This is a genomic window from Aeromicrobium flavum (genome assembly GCF_007992115.1).
Classification (GTDB): domain Bacteria; phylum Actinomycetota; class Actinomycetes; order Propionibacteriales; family Nocardioidaceae; genus Aeromicrobium; species Aeromicrobium flavum.
The window spans coordinates 17864-33112 of record NZ_BJZQ01000022.1 but is presented as its reverse complement, the minus strand read 5'-3'; the positions used below and the strand labels follow the sequence as shown (position 1 = coordinate 33112).

10 protein-coding genes are annotated in these 15249 nt (G+C 72.0%); 5 read left to right on the top strand and 5 right to left on the bottom strand.

The features are described from left to right. Nucleotides 1-88: 88 nt before the first annotated feature. The 3 genes from AFL01nite_RS14570 to AFL01nite_RS14560 are packed head-to-tail and all read right to left on the bottom strand — an operon-like array spanning nucleotide 89 to nucleotide 3359. Nucleotides 89-346: an HPr family phosphocarrier protein gene (locus AFL01nite_RS14570; RefSeq protein ID WP_146828653.1), complete on the bottom strand. Its 258-nt coding sequence runs from the start codon at nucleotides 344-346 to the stop codon at nucleotides 89-91. Nucleotides 347-357: 11 nt separating this feature from the next. Then, nucleotides 358-2406 carry a PTS fructose transporter subunit IIABC gene (locus tag AFL01nite_RS14565; RefSeq protein ID WP_222593550.1) on the bottom strand — a complete coding sequence of 683 codons (2049 nt, stop codon included), beginning with the start codon at nucleotides 2404-2406 and terminating at the stop codon, nucleotides 358-360. A gap of 11 nt (nucleotides 2407-2417) precedes the next feature. Then, on the bottom strand, nucleotides 2418-3359 hold the full coding sequence (locus tag AFL01nite_RS14560; protein ID WP_146828649.1) for a 1-phosphofructokinase family hexose kinase: 942 nt from the start codon (nucleotides 3357-3359) through the stop codon (nucleotides 2418-2420). Nucleotides 3360-3524: 165 nt separating this feature from the next. Here AFL01nite_RS14560 and ptsP point away from each other — a divergent pair, with 165 nt between their 5' ends. From ptsP to AFL01nite_RS14535, 5 genes are all read left to right on the top strand, one after another. Continuing rightward, complete coding sequence (gene ptsP, locus AFL01nite_RS14555; RefSeq protein ID WP_146828647.1) at nucleotides 3525-5186, top strand: phosphoenolpyruvate--protein phosphotransferase; 1662 nt, start codon at nucleotides 3525-3527, stop codon at nucleotides 5184-5186. A gap of 80 nt (nucleotides 5187-5266) precedes the next feature. Next, nucleotides 5267-6727, top strand: a complete 1461-nt coding sequence (locus tag AFL01nite_RS14550; RefSeq protein ID WP_146828645.1) for an SDR family oxidoreductase — start codon at nucleotides 5267-5269, stop codon at nucleotides 6725-6727. Nucleotides 6728-6867: 140 nt separating this feature from the next. After that, complete coding sequence (locus AFL01nite_RS14545; RefSeq protein ID WP_146828643.1) at nucleotides 6868-8967, top strand: MMPL family transporter; 2100 nt, start codon at nucleotides 6868-6870, stop codon at nucleotides 8965-8967. 137 nt (nucleotides 8968-9104) lie between these two features. Further along, complete coding sequence (locus AFL01nite_RS14540; RefSeq protein WP_246119738.1) at nucleotides 9105-10526, top strand: FAD-binding oxidoreductase; 1422 nt, start codon at nucleotides 9105-9107, stop codon at nucleotides 10524-10526. A 59-nt stretch (nucleotides 10527-10585) separates the two neighbouring features. Next, nucleotides 10586-12043: an amino acid permease gene (locus AFL01nite_RS14535; RefSeq protein ID WP_146828639.1), complete on the top strand. Its 1458-nt coding sequence runs from the start codon at nucleotides 10586-10588 to the stop codon at nucleotides 12041-12043. Here the strand turns inward: AFL01nite_RS14535 and AFL01nite_RS14530 are convergent. Continuing rightward, the gene (locus tag AFL01nite_RS14530) at nucleotides 12022-12888 is read right to left on the bottom strand and encodes an aldose 1-epimerase family protein (RefSeq protein WP_146828637.1); all 867 of its coding nucleotides are present in this window, start codon (nucleotides 12886-12888) and stop codon (nucleotides 12022-12024) included. The two genes, AFL01nite_RS14535 and AFL01nite_RS14530, sit on opposite strands and share 22 nt — an antisense overlap. Before the next feature lie 141 nt (nucleotides 12889-13029). Then, nucleotides 13030-15222, bottom strand: coding sequence for a 3-hydroxyacyl-CoA dehydrogenase NAD-binding domain-containing protein (locus tag AFL01nite_RS14525; RefSeq protein ID WP_146828635.1), 2193 nt, complete (start codon nucleotides 15220-15222; stop codon nucleotides 13030-13032). Nucleotides 15223-15249 lie beyond the last annotated feature (27 nt).

Sequence of the window (15249 nt, the reverse complement as noted above, 5' to 3'; positions counted from 1 at the left end):
TGGCGCAAGAACGCCCGCCACTCGGCGAGTGGCGGGCGATTCTGCGCCACTCGCGAAGGGGTGGCGGCGGGACTGGTGGCGGCGGAGATCAGGCGTCGAGGTCGGCCTCGACGAGGGCGGCGATCTTCTCGAGGGTGGCCTCGTCGTCGCTCTCGACGGTGATCTCGGCACCCTGGTCGGCGCCGAGCGTCATGATCATGAGCGCGGAGCCGGCGTCGACGGGCTCGCCGCCCGCGGTCGCGAGGGTGACGGGCACGCCCGACTCGCTGACGGCGGCGGCGATCGTGGCGGCCGGACGCGCGTGCAGTCCCACGGCGGATCCGACGGTGACGGTCTTGCTGGGCATGTGAGGTCCTCTCAGACGGTGACGGGGTCGTCGGCGGCGGTCGCCGCCTGCTTGGAGTGTCCGACCTGCTTGAGGGCGGTCACGAGGAATCCTGCCACCAGTGTCCCGATGACCAGCGAGACGAAGAACCACAGCACCTTGTCGACCGCGAAGAAGACGAAGACGCCGCCGTGCGGCGCCATCATCGTGACGCCGGTGGCCATCGAGAGCGCGCCGGTGACCACGCCGCCGGCCATCATCGCCGGGAGGACGCGCAGCGGGTCGGCGGCGGCGAACGGGATCGCGCCCTCCGAGATGAAGGAGGCGCCGAGCAGCCAGGCGGCCTTGCCGTTCTCGCGCTCGGCGGGCGTGTAGAGCTTCGGGCGCAGCGCCGTCGACAGCGCCATCGCCAACGGCGGCACCATGCCGGCCAGCATGACCGCGGCCATGATCTTCGCCTGCGAGGAGCCCGCCTCCAGCGCACCGGTCGTGGACAGCCCGGTCACCGCGAAGACGTACGCGGCCTTGTTGACCGGGCCGCCGAGGTCGAAGCACATCATCAGGCCGAGCACGGCACCGAGCAGGATCGCCGAGTTGCCGGTCATGGAGTTCAACCCGTCCACGAGCGTCTCGTTCAGCCAGGCCAGCGGCTTGGCCAGCACGAGGATCAGCGCCATGCCCACGACGAGCGTGGTCACGAGCGGGATCACCACGACGGGCATGAGGCCGGCCAGCCATCGCGGCACGCCACGGCGGGTGAACCAGGCGGCCACGAGCCCGGCCAGCAGGCCGCCGACGATGCCGCCGATGAATCCGGCGCCGTTTGGGTTGGTGTCGGTGACGCCGATCTGCGTCGCGGCGTAGCCCATGACGAAGCCCGGCGCGATGCCCGGACGGTCGGCGATCGCGTAGGCGATGTAGCCCGCCAGCGCCGGCACGAGGAAGCTGAACGCCCACGAGCCGAGCAGGAAGATCAGCGCGCCGAGGTAGTACAGGAGGCCGCTGTCGAACAGGGCGTGCTCGCCGGCCGCGGGCAGGTTGGCCAGCGAGTTGCTCGCCAGCACGTCGCCGGCCGTGTCGGTGACGTCGTACCCGGCCAGCAGGAAGCCGAGGGCGATCAGCAGGCCGCCCGCGGCGACGAACGGGATCATGTAGCTGACGCCGGTGAGCAGCCAGCGCTGCAGCTTCCTGCCGGCGTTCTCGTCCTCACCCGCATCCGCGGCGGGTCCGTCGGCGTCTCCCTCGACCCGGCGGGCGGAGGGGTCCGCGGCGGCCGCGAGCGCGGCGTCGATCATCACGCGCGGCTCATTGATGGCGCGCTTGACGCCGCTGCGCACGACCGGCTTGCCGGCGAACCGGGCCTGGTCCTTGACACCCACGTCCGTCGCGAAGATGACGGCGTCGGCGGAGGAGATCTGGTCGGCGGTCAGGGGCGTGCTGCCCGAGGAGCCCTGCGGCTCGACGGAGAAGTCGACGCCCGCGTCGCGCGCCGCCTGGGCGAGCGCGTCGGCGGCCATGTAGGTGTGCGCGATGCCCGTCGTGCAGGCCGTGACGGCGACGATGCGCCGCGGCGTCTCGCCCGAGGTCTCGACCGGGGCGGCGGTCGCGGCGGGTGCGGGGGCGATCTCGACCCCGGACGTCACCTCCTCGACGAGCGCCACGATCTCGTCCGGCGTCCGCGCGTCGCGCAGCGCCTGCGTGAAGTCGGACCGGACGAGGGCCCGGGCGAGCGACGACAGCAGCTTGAGGTGCGCGTTCCCCGCACCCTCGGGCGCGGCGATCATGAAGACGATGTCGGCCGCACCGTCCGGGGCGCCGAAGTCGGCGCCGTTCGACAGGCGTGCGAACGCCAGCGTCGGCGCGGTGACGGTCGCGGCCCGGCAGTGCGGGATGGCGATGCCGCCGGGCACGCCCGTGCCGGCCTGCGACTCGCGCGCCTTGGCGGCCGCCGCGAGGTCGTCGGCCGAGTCGGCGCGGCCGACCGAGGCGACGCGTGCGGCCAGGGCGTCGATGACGTCCGAGGCGTCGGTGCCCAGGTCCACGTCGAGCTGGACCAGGTCCGCCGTGATCAGTTGTTCCATGTCGGCCTCCATCAGGCTGGTTCGACGGCCACGGCGGTCGGCAGTGGCGGGAGATCTGAGGGTGTGGGCAGGGCCGATCCCGAGAGGGCGGCGGCGGCCGCTCCGTGCGCGGCGGCACTGGCGAGGCACTCGGCCGGGGCGCGCCCGGCAGCCTCCGCGACGAGGTAGCCGGCGAGGGACGAGTCGCCGGCGCCCACGGTGCTCCGCACGGTGATCGGCACGGGCGGGCACGACCACGAGCCCTCGGAGGTGGCGAGGACGGCACCGGCTCCGCCGAGCGTCAGCAGGACGGCGCCGATGCCGTGGGAGTCGCGCAGCTGTTGAGCGCGCGCCGCGGCCTGGCGGTGATCGCGCTCGATCTCGTCGGGGTCGCAGTCGAGCAGCTCGGCCAGCTCGTCGGAGTTGGGCTTGATGAGATCGGGAGCCGACTGCTCGACGGCGAGGCTCAGGGCCGCGCCGGAGGCGTCGACCGCGACGCGGACGCCCGCGCCCTGGAGCCGCGTCGTGGTCGAGGCGTACCAGTCGAACGGCACGCCGGGCGGCAGCGAGCCGCTGAGCACGGCCCAGTCGCCCGGGGTGGCCGTCTCGATCAGGACCTCGGTCAGGTGGGCCAGCTCGGCCTCGTCCAGCCGCGGGCCGGGCGAGTTGATCTTGGTCGTCGTGCCCTCGGGCTCCGCGAGCGTGAGGTTGACGCGCAGCCGCCCCCGCACGGGGACGGCGCGGTACGGGACGTCCCGGAGGTCGAGGGCGGCGAGCAGGGGCTCGTCGGCAGCCCCGGGCAGCACGGCCGTCACCGGAACGCCCGCGGCGTGGAGCACCCGGGCGACGTTGACGCCCTTGCCCCCGGGATCGTCCCGAGCGGCCTCGGCGCGTACGACGGCACCCCGTTCGAGGCGCTCCAGCAGCCCGACCAGCCGGTCGGTCGCCGGGTTGGCGGTGACGGTGACGATCATGCGGGCTCCTTCCGATGACCTGGTTCCACCGTCACACGCCCGCGCTGGTCGCGCGATGTGGTTTGTTGTGGAAGTCAATGTTGTCTTGAGTTGTTTTATGTCACATCGTGGGACTATGTCAAGGGGCGCGGTGCCCGCACGCGCCAGCGGGGATACCGTCGAGGGGTGACCAGCGTCTACTCCGGAACCGCCGTCGTCCCGGGCATCGGGGTCGGCCCGGCCGTCCGCCCCGCGCCCCGTCCCACCGCACCCGAGGACGAGACGGCCGGTGATCCCTCGGCCACCACCGTCGCGTTCGGCAGCGCCGCCGCCGAGGTGGCCCGCCGGCTCCGCGCGCGGGCCGAGTCCGCCGGCGGTGCCGCGTCCGAGGTGCTGGCCACCACCGCCTCCCTGGCCGAGGACCGAGGCCTGGCCACGTTCGTCACCAAGCACGCGACCGCGGGCTCCGGGCCGGCGACGGCCACGACGAAGGCCATCGAGGAGCTCGCCACGATGTTCACCGCGGCGGGCGGGCTCATGGCCGAGCGCGTCACCGACCTCTACGACGTGCGCGACCGCATCGTCGCCGAGCTGCTGCGCCTGCCAGAGCCGGGCATCCCCGAACCGGACGAGCCGTCGGTGCTGCTGGCCGACGACCTGGCCCCCGCCGACACCGCCGGCCTCGACCCGACCCGCATCGTCGCCATCGCCACCGAGCTGGGCGGCTCGACCAGCCACACGGCGATCATCGCGCGGCAGCTGGGCATCCCGTGCGTCGTCGCCGTGACGGACCTGAAGGACGTGCCCGCGGGCGAGAAGGTCGCCGTCGACGGCACGGCCGGGACGGTCACCGTCGATCCCGACGAGGCCCAGGTGGCCGCACTCGTCGAGGAGGACCGCCGCACCCGCGAGGCCGCCGCCGGATGGACCGGCCCCGGCCGCACGGCCGACGGGCACCCGGTCCAGATCCTGGCGAACGTCCAGGACGGAGCCGGCGCGCGTGTCGCCGCCGAGCAGCCGATCGAGGGTGTGGGCCTGTTCCGCACCGAGCTGCTGTTCCTCGAGCGCACCACCGAGCCCTCCGTCGACGAGCAGGCCGACCTCTACGCGGCCGTCTTCGAGGCGATGGGCGACAAGAAGGTCATCGTCCGCACCCTCGACGCCGGCTCGGACAAGCCACTGGCGTTCGCGACCCAGCCCGACGAGCCCAACCCGGCGCTCGGCGTGCGCGGCCTGCGCATCGGCCTGGCCGACCCGGGGATGCTCGACCGCCAGCTCGACGGCATCGCCGCGGCGAGCGAGCGGACGGGCGCCGACGTGCGGGTCATGGCGCCGATGGTCACCACCGAGGCCGAGGCGCAGTGGTTCGCCGAGCGCGTGCGGGCGCGGGGCCTGCAGGCCGGGATCATGATCGAGACCCCGTCCACGGTGCTGCTGGCGGACCGCCTGTTCCGCCACCTCGACTTCGTCTCGATCGGCACCAACGACCTGTCGCAGTACACGTTCGCCGCCGACCGGATGGCGCCCACGCTGAGCGATCTCACCGACCCGTGGCAGCCGGCCCTGCTGGCCTCGATCAAGCTGGTGGCGCAGGCCGGCCAGCGGGCCGGGAAGCCCGTCGGCGTGTGCGGCGAGGCGGCCGCCCATCCCCTGCTCGCGATCGTGCTGACCGGCCTGGGCGTCACGTCGCTGTCGTGCGCCGCGTCGGCCGTGCGCGCCGTCGGGTCGCGCCTCTCGCAGGTCACCCTCGAGCAGTGCCAGGCCGCCGCGGAGGCCGCCCTCGCCGCCTCCGACAACATCACCGCCGCCCAGGCGGCCCAGGCCGCGCTGCAGCAGCCGCCCGCGTAGCCGCAGTCCCGCCCGCCACTCGGCGGGTCGAGGTGGCGCAAAAGTCGCGGTCCTCGGGCCGGGGCCAAACACTGGGGAGCATGCGCTGTCTCGTCACCGGTTCGACCGGCTACGTCGGGGGCCGCCTCGTCCCGCAACTGCTCGACGCCGGGCACGAGGTGCGGGTCCTGGTCCGCGACGAGCGGAAGGCCCGGGCCCACCCGTGGGCCGACCGGGTCGAGATCGTGGTCGGCGACGCCACCGACGAGTCCGACGTCCGGCGCGCGTGCGAGGGCGTTGACGTCTTCTACTACCTGCTGCACTCCATCGCGTCCGGCGGCGACCTCGTGCGCACCGAGCACGACATGGCCGCCACGATCGCCGGGGCGGCGAAGGACGCCGGCGTAAGCCGCATCGTCTACCTGTCCGGCATGGTGCCCGAGGGCGAGGAGCTGTCCGAGCACCTGCGCTCGCGCGACGAGGTCGCCCGGGTGCTGCTCGACTCGGGCGTGCCCACCGCCGTCCTGCAGGCGGGCATCGTCATCGGCTCGGGGTCGGCGTCGTTCGAGATGCTGCGGTACCTGACCGAGCGCCTGCCGGCGATGGTCGCTCCCAAATGGGTCGACTCGTGCATCCAGCCGATCGCGATCCGCGACGTGCTGCACATCCTCGTGGCCTGCGCCGACCTGCCGCCCGACGTGAACCGCCGGTTCGACATCGGCGGCCCCGACGTCCTGACGTACCTCGAGATGATGCAGCGGTACGCGCGGGTCGCCGGGCTGCCGAAGCGGCGCATCCTGCGCGTGCCGATCCTGTCGCCGCGGATCTCCAGCCTCTGGGTCGGCTTGGTCACGCCCGTCCCGTCCGGCCTGGCCCGTCCGCTGGTCGAGAGCCTGCGCAACACCGTGGTGGCGCAGGAGGACGACATCACGCGGTACGTCCACCTGCCCCCGGGCGGCTGGACCGGCTTCGAGCGGGCCGTCGAGCTGGCGCTGACGAAGATCAGGAACCTCGACGTGCCGACGCGCTGGTCGTCCGCGGCGACGAGCGGCGCCCCCTCCGAGCCGCTGCCGGCCGACCCGGACTGGGCCGGCGGCTCGCTCTACGTCGACGAGCGCACGCGCGAGGTCGATGCCACCCCCGAGGACCTCTGGGCCGTCATCGAGGGCATCGGCGGCGACCACGGCTGGTACTCGTGGCCCTTCGCGTGGGAGGTCCGTGGCTTCATCGACACGCTCTTCGGCGGACCCGGTCTCCGCCGGGGACGCCGCGACCACAGCCAGCTCTTCGTCGGCGACGCCGTCGACTTCTGGCGCGTCGAGGACACCGACGACGCCCGCTTCCTGCGCCTGCGCGCCGAGATGAAGGTGCCCGGGCTGGCCTGGCTCGAGCTGCAGGTCGGCTCCGACGACTCGGGCACGACGTCGTTCCACCAGCGCGCGCTGTTCCACCCACGCGGGCTGCTGGGACACCTCTACTGGTGGGCGGTGGCGCCGTTCCACGGCATCATCTTCGGCGGCATGCAGAAGAACGTGGCGAAGGCGGCCGAGGCACGCGCCTGAGCGGCGGGGTATCAGGACGAGCACCAGCGGTTCATGGGGAGGGCGTGCCCGCACGGGCACCACGTCACCACCGCGTCGGGCGCAAGGTCTCGGACCGGCTCCGGTGGGACGGAACGTCTGCCCGAAGGAACCGAGACAGCATGTCCCCCCTCTTGTACCGATGGGGCCGCACGACGGCCCTGCACCCGTGGCGCACCCTCGCCGGCTGGCTGGTCGTCGCGGCCTGCGTGTTCGCCGCCGCCGCCACGTTCGGCGGCTCCACCCAGGACGACTGGAACGTGCCCGGCGCCGAGTCCCAGCGCGGGATCGAGCTGCTGCGCGACCACCTCCCCGACGCCGGCAACGCATCGGCGAACATCGTCGTGCACGACGATCGCCCCCTCGCGGAGCCCGTCCTGGCCTCGCTCGGCGAGCGGCTGCAGGACGTGGCGCACGTCGCTCGGGTGAGCCCGCCCCGGGTCAGCGACGACGGCCACACCGCCGTGGTGCACCTGGCCTACGACGCCGAGGTCACCCACCCCGACCTGATGGGCGACGTCGAGCCCCTCGAACAGGCCGTCGAGGCCACCCGCGACGCCGGGTACCAGGTCGAGCTCGGCGGCGACCAGCCGTCGACCGCCAGCGCCCCCATCAAGGGCTACGGCGAACTCATCGGCGTCGGCGCGGCCCTGCTGATCCTGCTGATCGCGTTCGGCTCCGCCGTCGTCGCGGGCCTGCCCGTGCTGGTGGCGGTCGCCGGACTCGCGGCCGGATCGGCCGGCATCACCCTGCTGGCCGCCACGACGGACGTCTCGACCTCGGCCCCCATGGTCGCGTCGATGGTGGGCCTCGGCGTGGGCATCGACTACGCCCTGCTGCTGGTGAGCCGGCACGCCGAGTTCCTCGCCCAGGGTCACGCCGTCGAGGAGGCCGCGGGGCGCAGCCTGGCGACCGCCGGCCGGTCGGTCGTGTTCGCGTCGCTGACCGTGCTGATCTCGTTGCTGGGCCTCGGCCTGGCGGGTCTGCCGACGTTCTCGACGTTCGGCTGGGCCACCGCGATCGCGGTCGTCGCCGTCATGCTCACGGCCCTGACGCTCGTGCCCGTGCTGTGCCGGTTCGCCGGGCGCAGGGTGCTGGCCCGCGGACTGCGCCGCGGGCAGGCACCCACCGCGCGGCCGCTGACGGCCCGCTGGGCCGAGCGCGTCACGCGACGCCCGGTGCTGTGGGCGCTGCTCGGCACGACGGTGATGATTGCCCTGGCCGCTCCCGTGCTCGACATGCGCACGTGGCCCCAGGACGACGGCAGCCAGACCACCGAGGCCACCACGCGGCGCGCGTACGACCTGACGGCCGAAGCGTTCGGGCCGGGAGCCAACGGGCCGATCACCGTGGTCGTCGACCACGCCACGGTCTCCCCGTCCCGGGTGACCGCGATCAGCGGCACGCTCATCGGCAACGACGACCTGGTGTCCGTCTCGCCGGCTGTCACCTCGCCCGACGGCGCGGTGTCCGTGCTGACGGCCGAGCCGGCGTTCGGGCCGGCCGACGCCCGCACCTCCGACCTCGTCGAGGACCTGCGTGCCGACCTGCCCGCCGGGGTCGAGGTCACCGGACAGACCCCGCTGTTCGCCGACATCGCCGAGATGCTGTCGCACCGGCTGTGGCTCGTGATCGGGTTCGTCGTGGCGGTGTCGGTCGTGCTGCTGATGCTGGTGTTCCGGTCCGTGGTGATCCCGCTGAAGGCGGCCGCCATGAACCTGCTGTCGATCGGCGCCGCGTACGGCGTCATGACGGCGGTGTTCCAGTGGGGCTGGGGCGCGAGCCTGCTCGGGATCGACCACGCGGCACCGGTGTCCAGCTGGGTGCCGATCCTGATCTTCGCGATCCTGTTCGGCCTCTCGATGGACTACGAGGTGTTCCTGCTGAGCCGCATCCGTGAGAAGTGGCTCGACACCGGCGACCCCACCGGCAGCGTCGTGCACGGCCTGTCGGCCTCGGGCAAGGTCATCACGGCCGCCGCGGCCATCATGGTCGTCGTGTTCCTCGGGTTCGCCTCCGAGGGCGACCTGGTCGTCAAGATGCTCGGCGTCGGCATGGCCACGGCCGTGTTCCTCGACGCCACGATCGTGCGGATGATCCTCGTGCCCGCCACGATGACCCTCCTCGGGCGATGGAACTGGTGGCTCCCGGCGTGGCTCGACCGCGCCCTGCCGCAGGTGGACGTCGAGGGCGGCGAGCCCAGCCTCGTCCCGTCCCGCTGACACCCCGTCACCCTCCCCGGATCCCGCTGGTCGCGCCCCCGCGCGGCCGGCGGGATCTGTCGATCCCGGCTCGTATCAGCGGTCCCCGGGCGCGCTCTCGGGGACCGGAAGCCATCCCCCCACCAAGGAGCACCAGCGTGTCCATCTCTGAGACCCTCGACCAGCTCGACCGCCCGGCCGACCGCCTGCGCGGACTGATCGACGGAGCCGTCCACCTGCCCGGCGACCCCAGGTACGACACCGCGCGAGCCGCCTGGAACCTCGCCGTCGACCAGCGACCTGCCGCGGTCGCCGTGCCGCGCGACGCCGACGAGGTCAGCCGGATCGTCCGCGCCGCGCACGCCGCGGGCCTGCGGGTCGCGCCGCAGAGCACCGGCCACAACGCCGGGCCCCTCGTGGCCGGCGGCCTCGACGACGTCGTGATCGTCCGGACGAGCGAGCTGACCGACGTCAGCGTCGACACCGAGCGGCGGATCGTCCGTGTCGGCGGCGGCACCGTGTGGCTGCCCGCCGTGGAGGCCGCGGCCGCACACGGCCTCACCGTCCTGCACGGCTCGTCCGTCGACGTCGGCATCGCGGGGTACAGCCTCGGCGGGGGCCTGGGCTGGTACGCCCGCAAGCTCGGGCTGGCGACGAACAGCCTCACGGCGGTCGAGATCGTTCTCGCCGACGGCGACCTCGTCCGGGCCGACGACCAGCACCACGCCGACCTGTTCTGGGCCGTCCGTGGCGGCGGCGGCAACTTCGGCATCGTCACGGCGCTGGAGTTCCGGGCGTTCGACGTCAGCACCGCCTACGCCGGGATGATGATCTGGGACGTCGAGATGGCGCCGCGCGTGCTCGACATGTGGCGCGCCTGGGCTCCCGTCGCGCCCGACGACGTCACGACGTCGCTGCGCGTCCTGCGGGTTCCCCCCGTCCCCGAGGTGCCCGACTTCGTCCGCGGCCGCACGATCGTCGTGATCGACGGCGCCGTCCTGGCCGACGACGAGCGCGCCTGCGACATCCTGGCGCCGCTGCGGGCGCTCGAGCCCGAGCTCGACACGTTCGGCCGGGTGCCCAGCGAGACCCTCGTGCACCTGCACATGGACCCGGAGGAGCCGGCGCCGGGCGTCATGCGCTCGACCTTGCTGCGTGAGCTCGACGACGCGGGCGCGGACGCCTTCCTGGCCCTCTTCGGCCCCGGCGTCGAGACGCCGGTCATGGTGGCCGAGCTGCGCCAGCTGGGCGGAGCCGTCGGCCGACCGCAGGACGGCGCGGGCGCGCTGACCCACCTCGAGGGCGAGTTCGCCTTCGTGTGCGGCGGCATGGCGCCGACACCGGAGCTCGGTGCGGCGATCGCCGCCGTCGCCGACCAGGCGGTCGCGGCGCTCGGACCGTGGTCGAACGGGCGGACGTACCTCAACTTCGCCGAGGAGCCCACCGACGCGCGCACGGCCTTTGCGGACGGCGCGTGGGACCGGCTGGCCGCGATCCGCTCGGCGGTCGACCCCGACGGCGTGTTCGTCGCCAACCATGCGATCCCGCGCCTCCACGAGAGGGGCCGGACGACCCGGTGATCCACGGCCGGGACGGGACGCGGTTGCGGCCCCGTCCCGGCGGGTCCAGCATCGGGGCCATGAGCCTGTTCCGGACGAAGAGCATCGAACAGTCGATCGCCGAGACCGAGGAGCCGGAGCACCAGCTGAAGCGCGAGCTCTCCGCCCGGGACCTCATGGTCTTCGGCGTCGGCGTCATCATCGGCACCGGCATCTTCGTCCTGACCGGCCAGGAGGCGCACCAACACGCGGGCCCCGCGATCGTCATCAGCTTCCTCATCGCCGGCGCGGTCTGCGCGCTGGCGGCGCTCTGCTACGCCGAGTTCGCCGCCACCGTGCCCGTCGCCGGCAGCGCCTACACCTTCAGCTACGCGACCCTCGGCGAGTTCGTCGCGTGGATCATCGGCTGGGACCTGCTGCTCGAGCTGGCGCTCGGCGCGGCGGTCGTGGCACGGGGGTGGTCGGGCTACCTGCAGGAGCTGCTGGAGCTGCCCACCCAGGTGGCGGGCGACCAGGCGGTCGTCGACGTCGCGGCGATCGCGATCGTGGTGCTGCTGTCCTTCCTCGTCATCGCCGGCACCAAGCTCTCCAGCTCGGTCACGAGCGTGTTCGTGCTGATCAAGGTCAGCGTCGTGCTCTTCGTCGTGGTCGCCGGCCTGTTCTACGTCAAGGCCGCCAACTACCGGCCGTTCATCCCAGACGCCGAGCCGGCCGAGCTGGCCAAGGGCGCCGACCAGCCCCTGCTCCAGGCGGTCTTCGGGATGGCGCCGACGGCCTTCGGCGTCATGGGCATCGTCGCCGCCGCCTCGGTGGTGTTCTTCAGCTACATCGGCTTCGACGTCGTGGCCACCACGGCCGAGGAGACCAAGAACCCGCAGCGCGACGTGCCCCGGGGCATCCTCGGCTCGCTGATTATCTGCACCGTGCTCTACATGGCCGTGTCGTTCGTGATCACCGGCATGCTGAACTACTCCGACGACCGCATGAACACCGGCGCGCCGCTGGCCGAGGCGTTCTCGGCGAACGGGATCGAGTGGGCGGCCAACCTCATCTCGCTGGGTGCCGTGGCCGGCATGACCACGACGATCCTGGTGCTGCTGCTGGGCCAGTCGCGCATCCTGTTCGCGATGTGCCGGGACGGACTCCTGCCGCGCCAGCTGGCGAAGGTGCACCCGAAGTACGGCACCCCGCACCGGATCACGATCATCACCACGGTCTTCGTCGCGATCCTCGCGGGCTTCGTGCCGCTGGCCGAGCTCAGTCACCTCGTCAGCATCGGCACGCTCTTCGCGTTCGTCCTCGTCTCAGCGGGCGTGCTGATCCTGCGCCGCACCCGGCCCGATCTCGAGCGCGCGTTCCGCGTCCCGGCGGCGCCGCTGGTGGCGGGCGGCTCGATCCTCACGTGCATCTGGCTGATGCTGAACCTCTCCCTGCTGACGTGGGAGCGCTTCGCGATCTGGATGGTGCTCGGCGTGGTCATCTACGCGGCGTACGGCCGCAGGCACGCGCGGCTCGGTCAGAGCAGCTCGACGCTGTAGGAGAGCTCCGCGCGGGCGCCGGGCGCCAGCACGACGTTGCCGGGCTTGCCGGCGAAGTCTCCGACGAAGTCGGCGTCGGCGGGCTGGCCGCGCCACGGCTCGATGCACACGAACCGGGCGCCGGGCACCGACCACAGGGTGATCCCGGTGAATCCCTCCCAGGTCAGCCGCACCGCGCGGCCGTGGCCGGAGGAGTAGACGAGGCCGTTGCTGGCGACCTCGGTCATGATCACGGCACCGTCGTCGAACCACGCGTCGTTGAGGGTCATGACGCGGTCCCACGCGGGGTTGTCGAAGCGCTCGTCCGTGAGCAGGTTGTCGGCGACGCGACGCACCGGTGCCGTCTCGGGCTCGTCGAACCGCACCTGGTGCATCGAGCGGGGCTGGTCCTCCTCGAGCGGCCACACGAAGGCCGGGTGGGCACCCAGGGAGAACGGCATCGGCTCGTCGCCGCGGTTCTCGACCGTGTAGTGCGTGGTGAGGCTGCGGCCCTGGGCGACGTAGGTGGCGGCCAGCGCGAAGTCGTACGGGAAGTGCTTCCGGGTCTCGTCGTCGGCGACGAGCACGAGCGAGACGCGGTCGTTGGCGCTGTCGACGACCGTCCACTGGCGGTCGCGAGCGAACCCGTGCTGCATCATCGGGAACGTCTCGTCGCCCACGCGGATGCGATCGTCCGGCACCCGGCAGATCACGGGGAACAGGACCGGCGCGCGGCGCTTCCACGGCTCGTCACCGGACCAGAGGTACTCGTGACCGTCCTCGTCGCGGATCGACACCGGCTCGGCGCCGTGGTGGCGGATGGTGACCGAGATCTTCTCACCACGCGCGACGATCGAGGAGGTCATGTGCTGACGTTAGGCAGAGCGAGCCCTGTCTCGCACGGTGAATCGACGCATCGTCTGCAATGTCACACCTCGAATGTCACATGACCGACGACGAAGCCCCGGTCCAGCAGGGGACCGGGGCTTCGTCGTGGCCATGGCGGATCAGGCGAACTTCTCGCCCTTCTCGGCCTTCTCCAGCAGCAGGGCCGGCGGCGTGAACCGCTCGCCGTACTTCTCGGCCAGCTCCTGGGCGCGCTCGGCGAACGCCTTGACGCCGATCTCGCCCGCGGCGGACTCGTAGCCGTTGACGTACTGCAGCGCACCACCGTGGACCGGCGGGAAGCCGATGCCGAAGATGGAGCCAATGTTGGCGTCGGCCACCTGGCGGATGACGCCCTCCTCGTAGCAGCGGATCGTCTCCACGGCCATGATGAACGTCAGGCGCTCCTTGATGTCCTCGAGCGGGACGTCGGCGTCGTCCTTGACGAACAGGTTCCACAGCTCGGGCCACAGGAACTTCTTGCCGCCCTCGGGGTACTCGTAGAAGCCGGCCCCGGCGGCCTTGCCCGGGCGACCGAGCTCGACCATCTTGTTGGCGACCTCGAGTGCCTTCGTGACGGGCAGCTCCTTGCCCTCGGCGGCGGCGGCCTTGCGGGCCTCCTTGTCGATCTTCTGCTGCAGCGTCAGCGAGACCTCGTCGGACATCGCCAGCGGCTGGCCCGGGAAGCCGGCCAGCTGCGCGGCGCGCTCGATCGTGACCGGGTCGACGCCCTCGGCCAGCATCTCGACACCCTCCATGACGAGCGTGCCGAACACGCGCGAGGTGAAGAAGCCGCGGCTGTCGTTGACGACGATCGGGATCTTGCGGATCTGCTTGGTGAAGTCGATCGCACGGGCCAGGGCCTCGTCCGACGTCTTCTCGCCCACGATGATCTCGACGAGCTGCATCTTGTCGACCGGGCTGAAGAAGTGGATGCCAATGAAGTCCTCGGGACGCTGGACGCCCTCGGACAGGATCGTGATCGGCAGCGTCGACGTGTTCGAGCCGAGCAGCGCATCGCCGTTGACGATGGGCTCGAGCTCACCGAAGACGCTGTGCTTCAGCTCGACCGACTCGAAGACGGCCTCGACGACGAAGTCGCAGCCCTTCAGGTCGGCGTACTCGGCCGTCGGCTGGATGCGGGCGAGGATCTCGTCCTTCTTCTCCTCGGTCAGGCGGCCGCGCTGGACCTGCTTGTCGAGCAGCTTGACCGAGTAGTCCTTGCCCTTCTCGGCGGCCTCGACACTGATGTCCTTGAGCACGACCTCGATGCCGGCGCGAGCCGCCTCGTAGGCGATGCCCGCGCCCATCATGCCGGCGCCGAGGACGGCCAGCTTCTCGGCCTTGCGCTCAGCGATGCCGTCCGGCCGCGAGCCGCCGGCGTTGATGGCGCCGAGGTCGAAGAAGAACGCCTGCGTCATGTTCTTGAACTGCTGGCCGATGAGCAGGTTGACCAGGTAGCGCGACTCGATCCGGCTGGCGGTGTCGAAGTCGACCTGCGCACCCTCGACGACGGCGCTCATGATGTGGCGCGGCGCGATGTACGGCGCACCCTTGAGCTGCTTCTTGAGGTTGGCCGGGAAGCTGGGCAGGAACGCCGCGAGCTTCGGGTTGCTCGGCGCGCCGCCGGGGATCTTGTAGCCGGGACGGTCCCACGGCTGCGAGGCCGCTTCCTCGTTGCCGGCGTTCGACTCGACCCACGCGCGAGCGGCGACCAGCAGCTCGTTCGCGGGGACGATCTCGTCGATCAGGCCGATCTTGAGCGCCTTCTCGGGCTTGTTGCGCTGGCCCTGCAGCAGGACGTTCATCAGCGCGTCCTGGATGCCGAACATGCGCGTCGTGCGGGTGACGCCGCCGCCGCCGGGCAGCAGGCCCAGCGAGACCTCGGGCAGGCCGATCTCGTAGCGACCCTCCGCCGCGATGCGGTGGTGGCAGGCCAGCGCGATCTCGAGGCCGCCACCGAGCGCGGCGCCGTTGATGGCCGCGACGACCGGCTTGCCGATCTTCTCCAGCTTGCGCAGCGTGGCCTTGATCGACTCGACGTTCTCGAAGAGCTGCTGGGCGTCGGCCGGGGTGGCCTGGGTCATGAGCTTGAGGTCGCCGCCGGCGAAGAAGGTCTTCTTCGCGCTGGTGACGACGACGCCCTTGATTGAGTCGCCGTCCTGGGCGATCTCGTCGGCGAGACGGTCGACCGCGGCCTCCATGGAGGCGCGGTAGGTCTCGTTCATCGTGTTGGCGCTCTGGTTCGGATCGTCGATCGTCAGCGTGACGATGCCGTTCTCGACCTCGTAGCGCACCGCGTCGGTTGTGGTCATGCGTGTTCCTTCGTGGTCTTCGGGGTC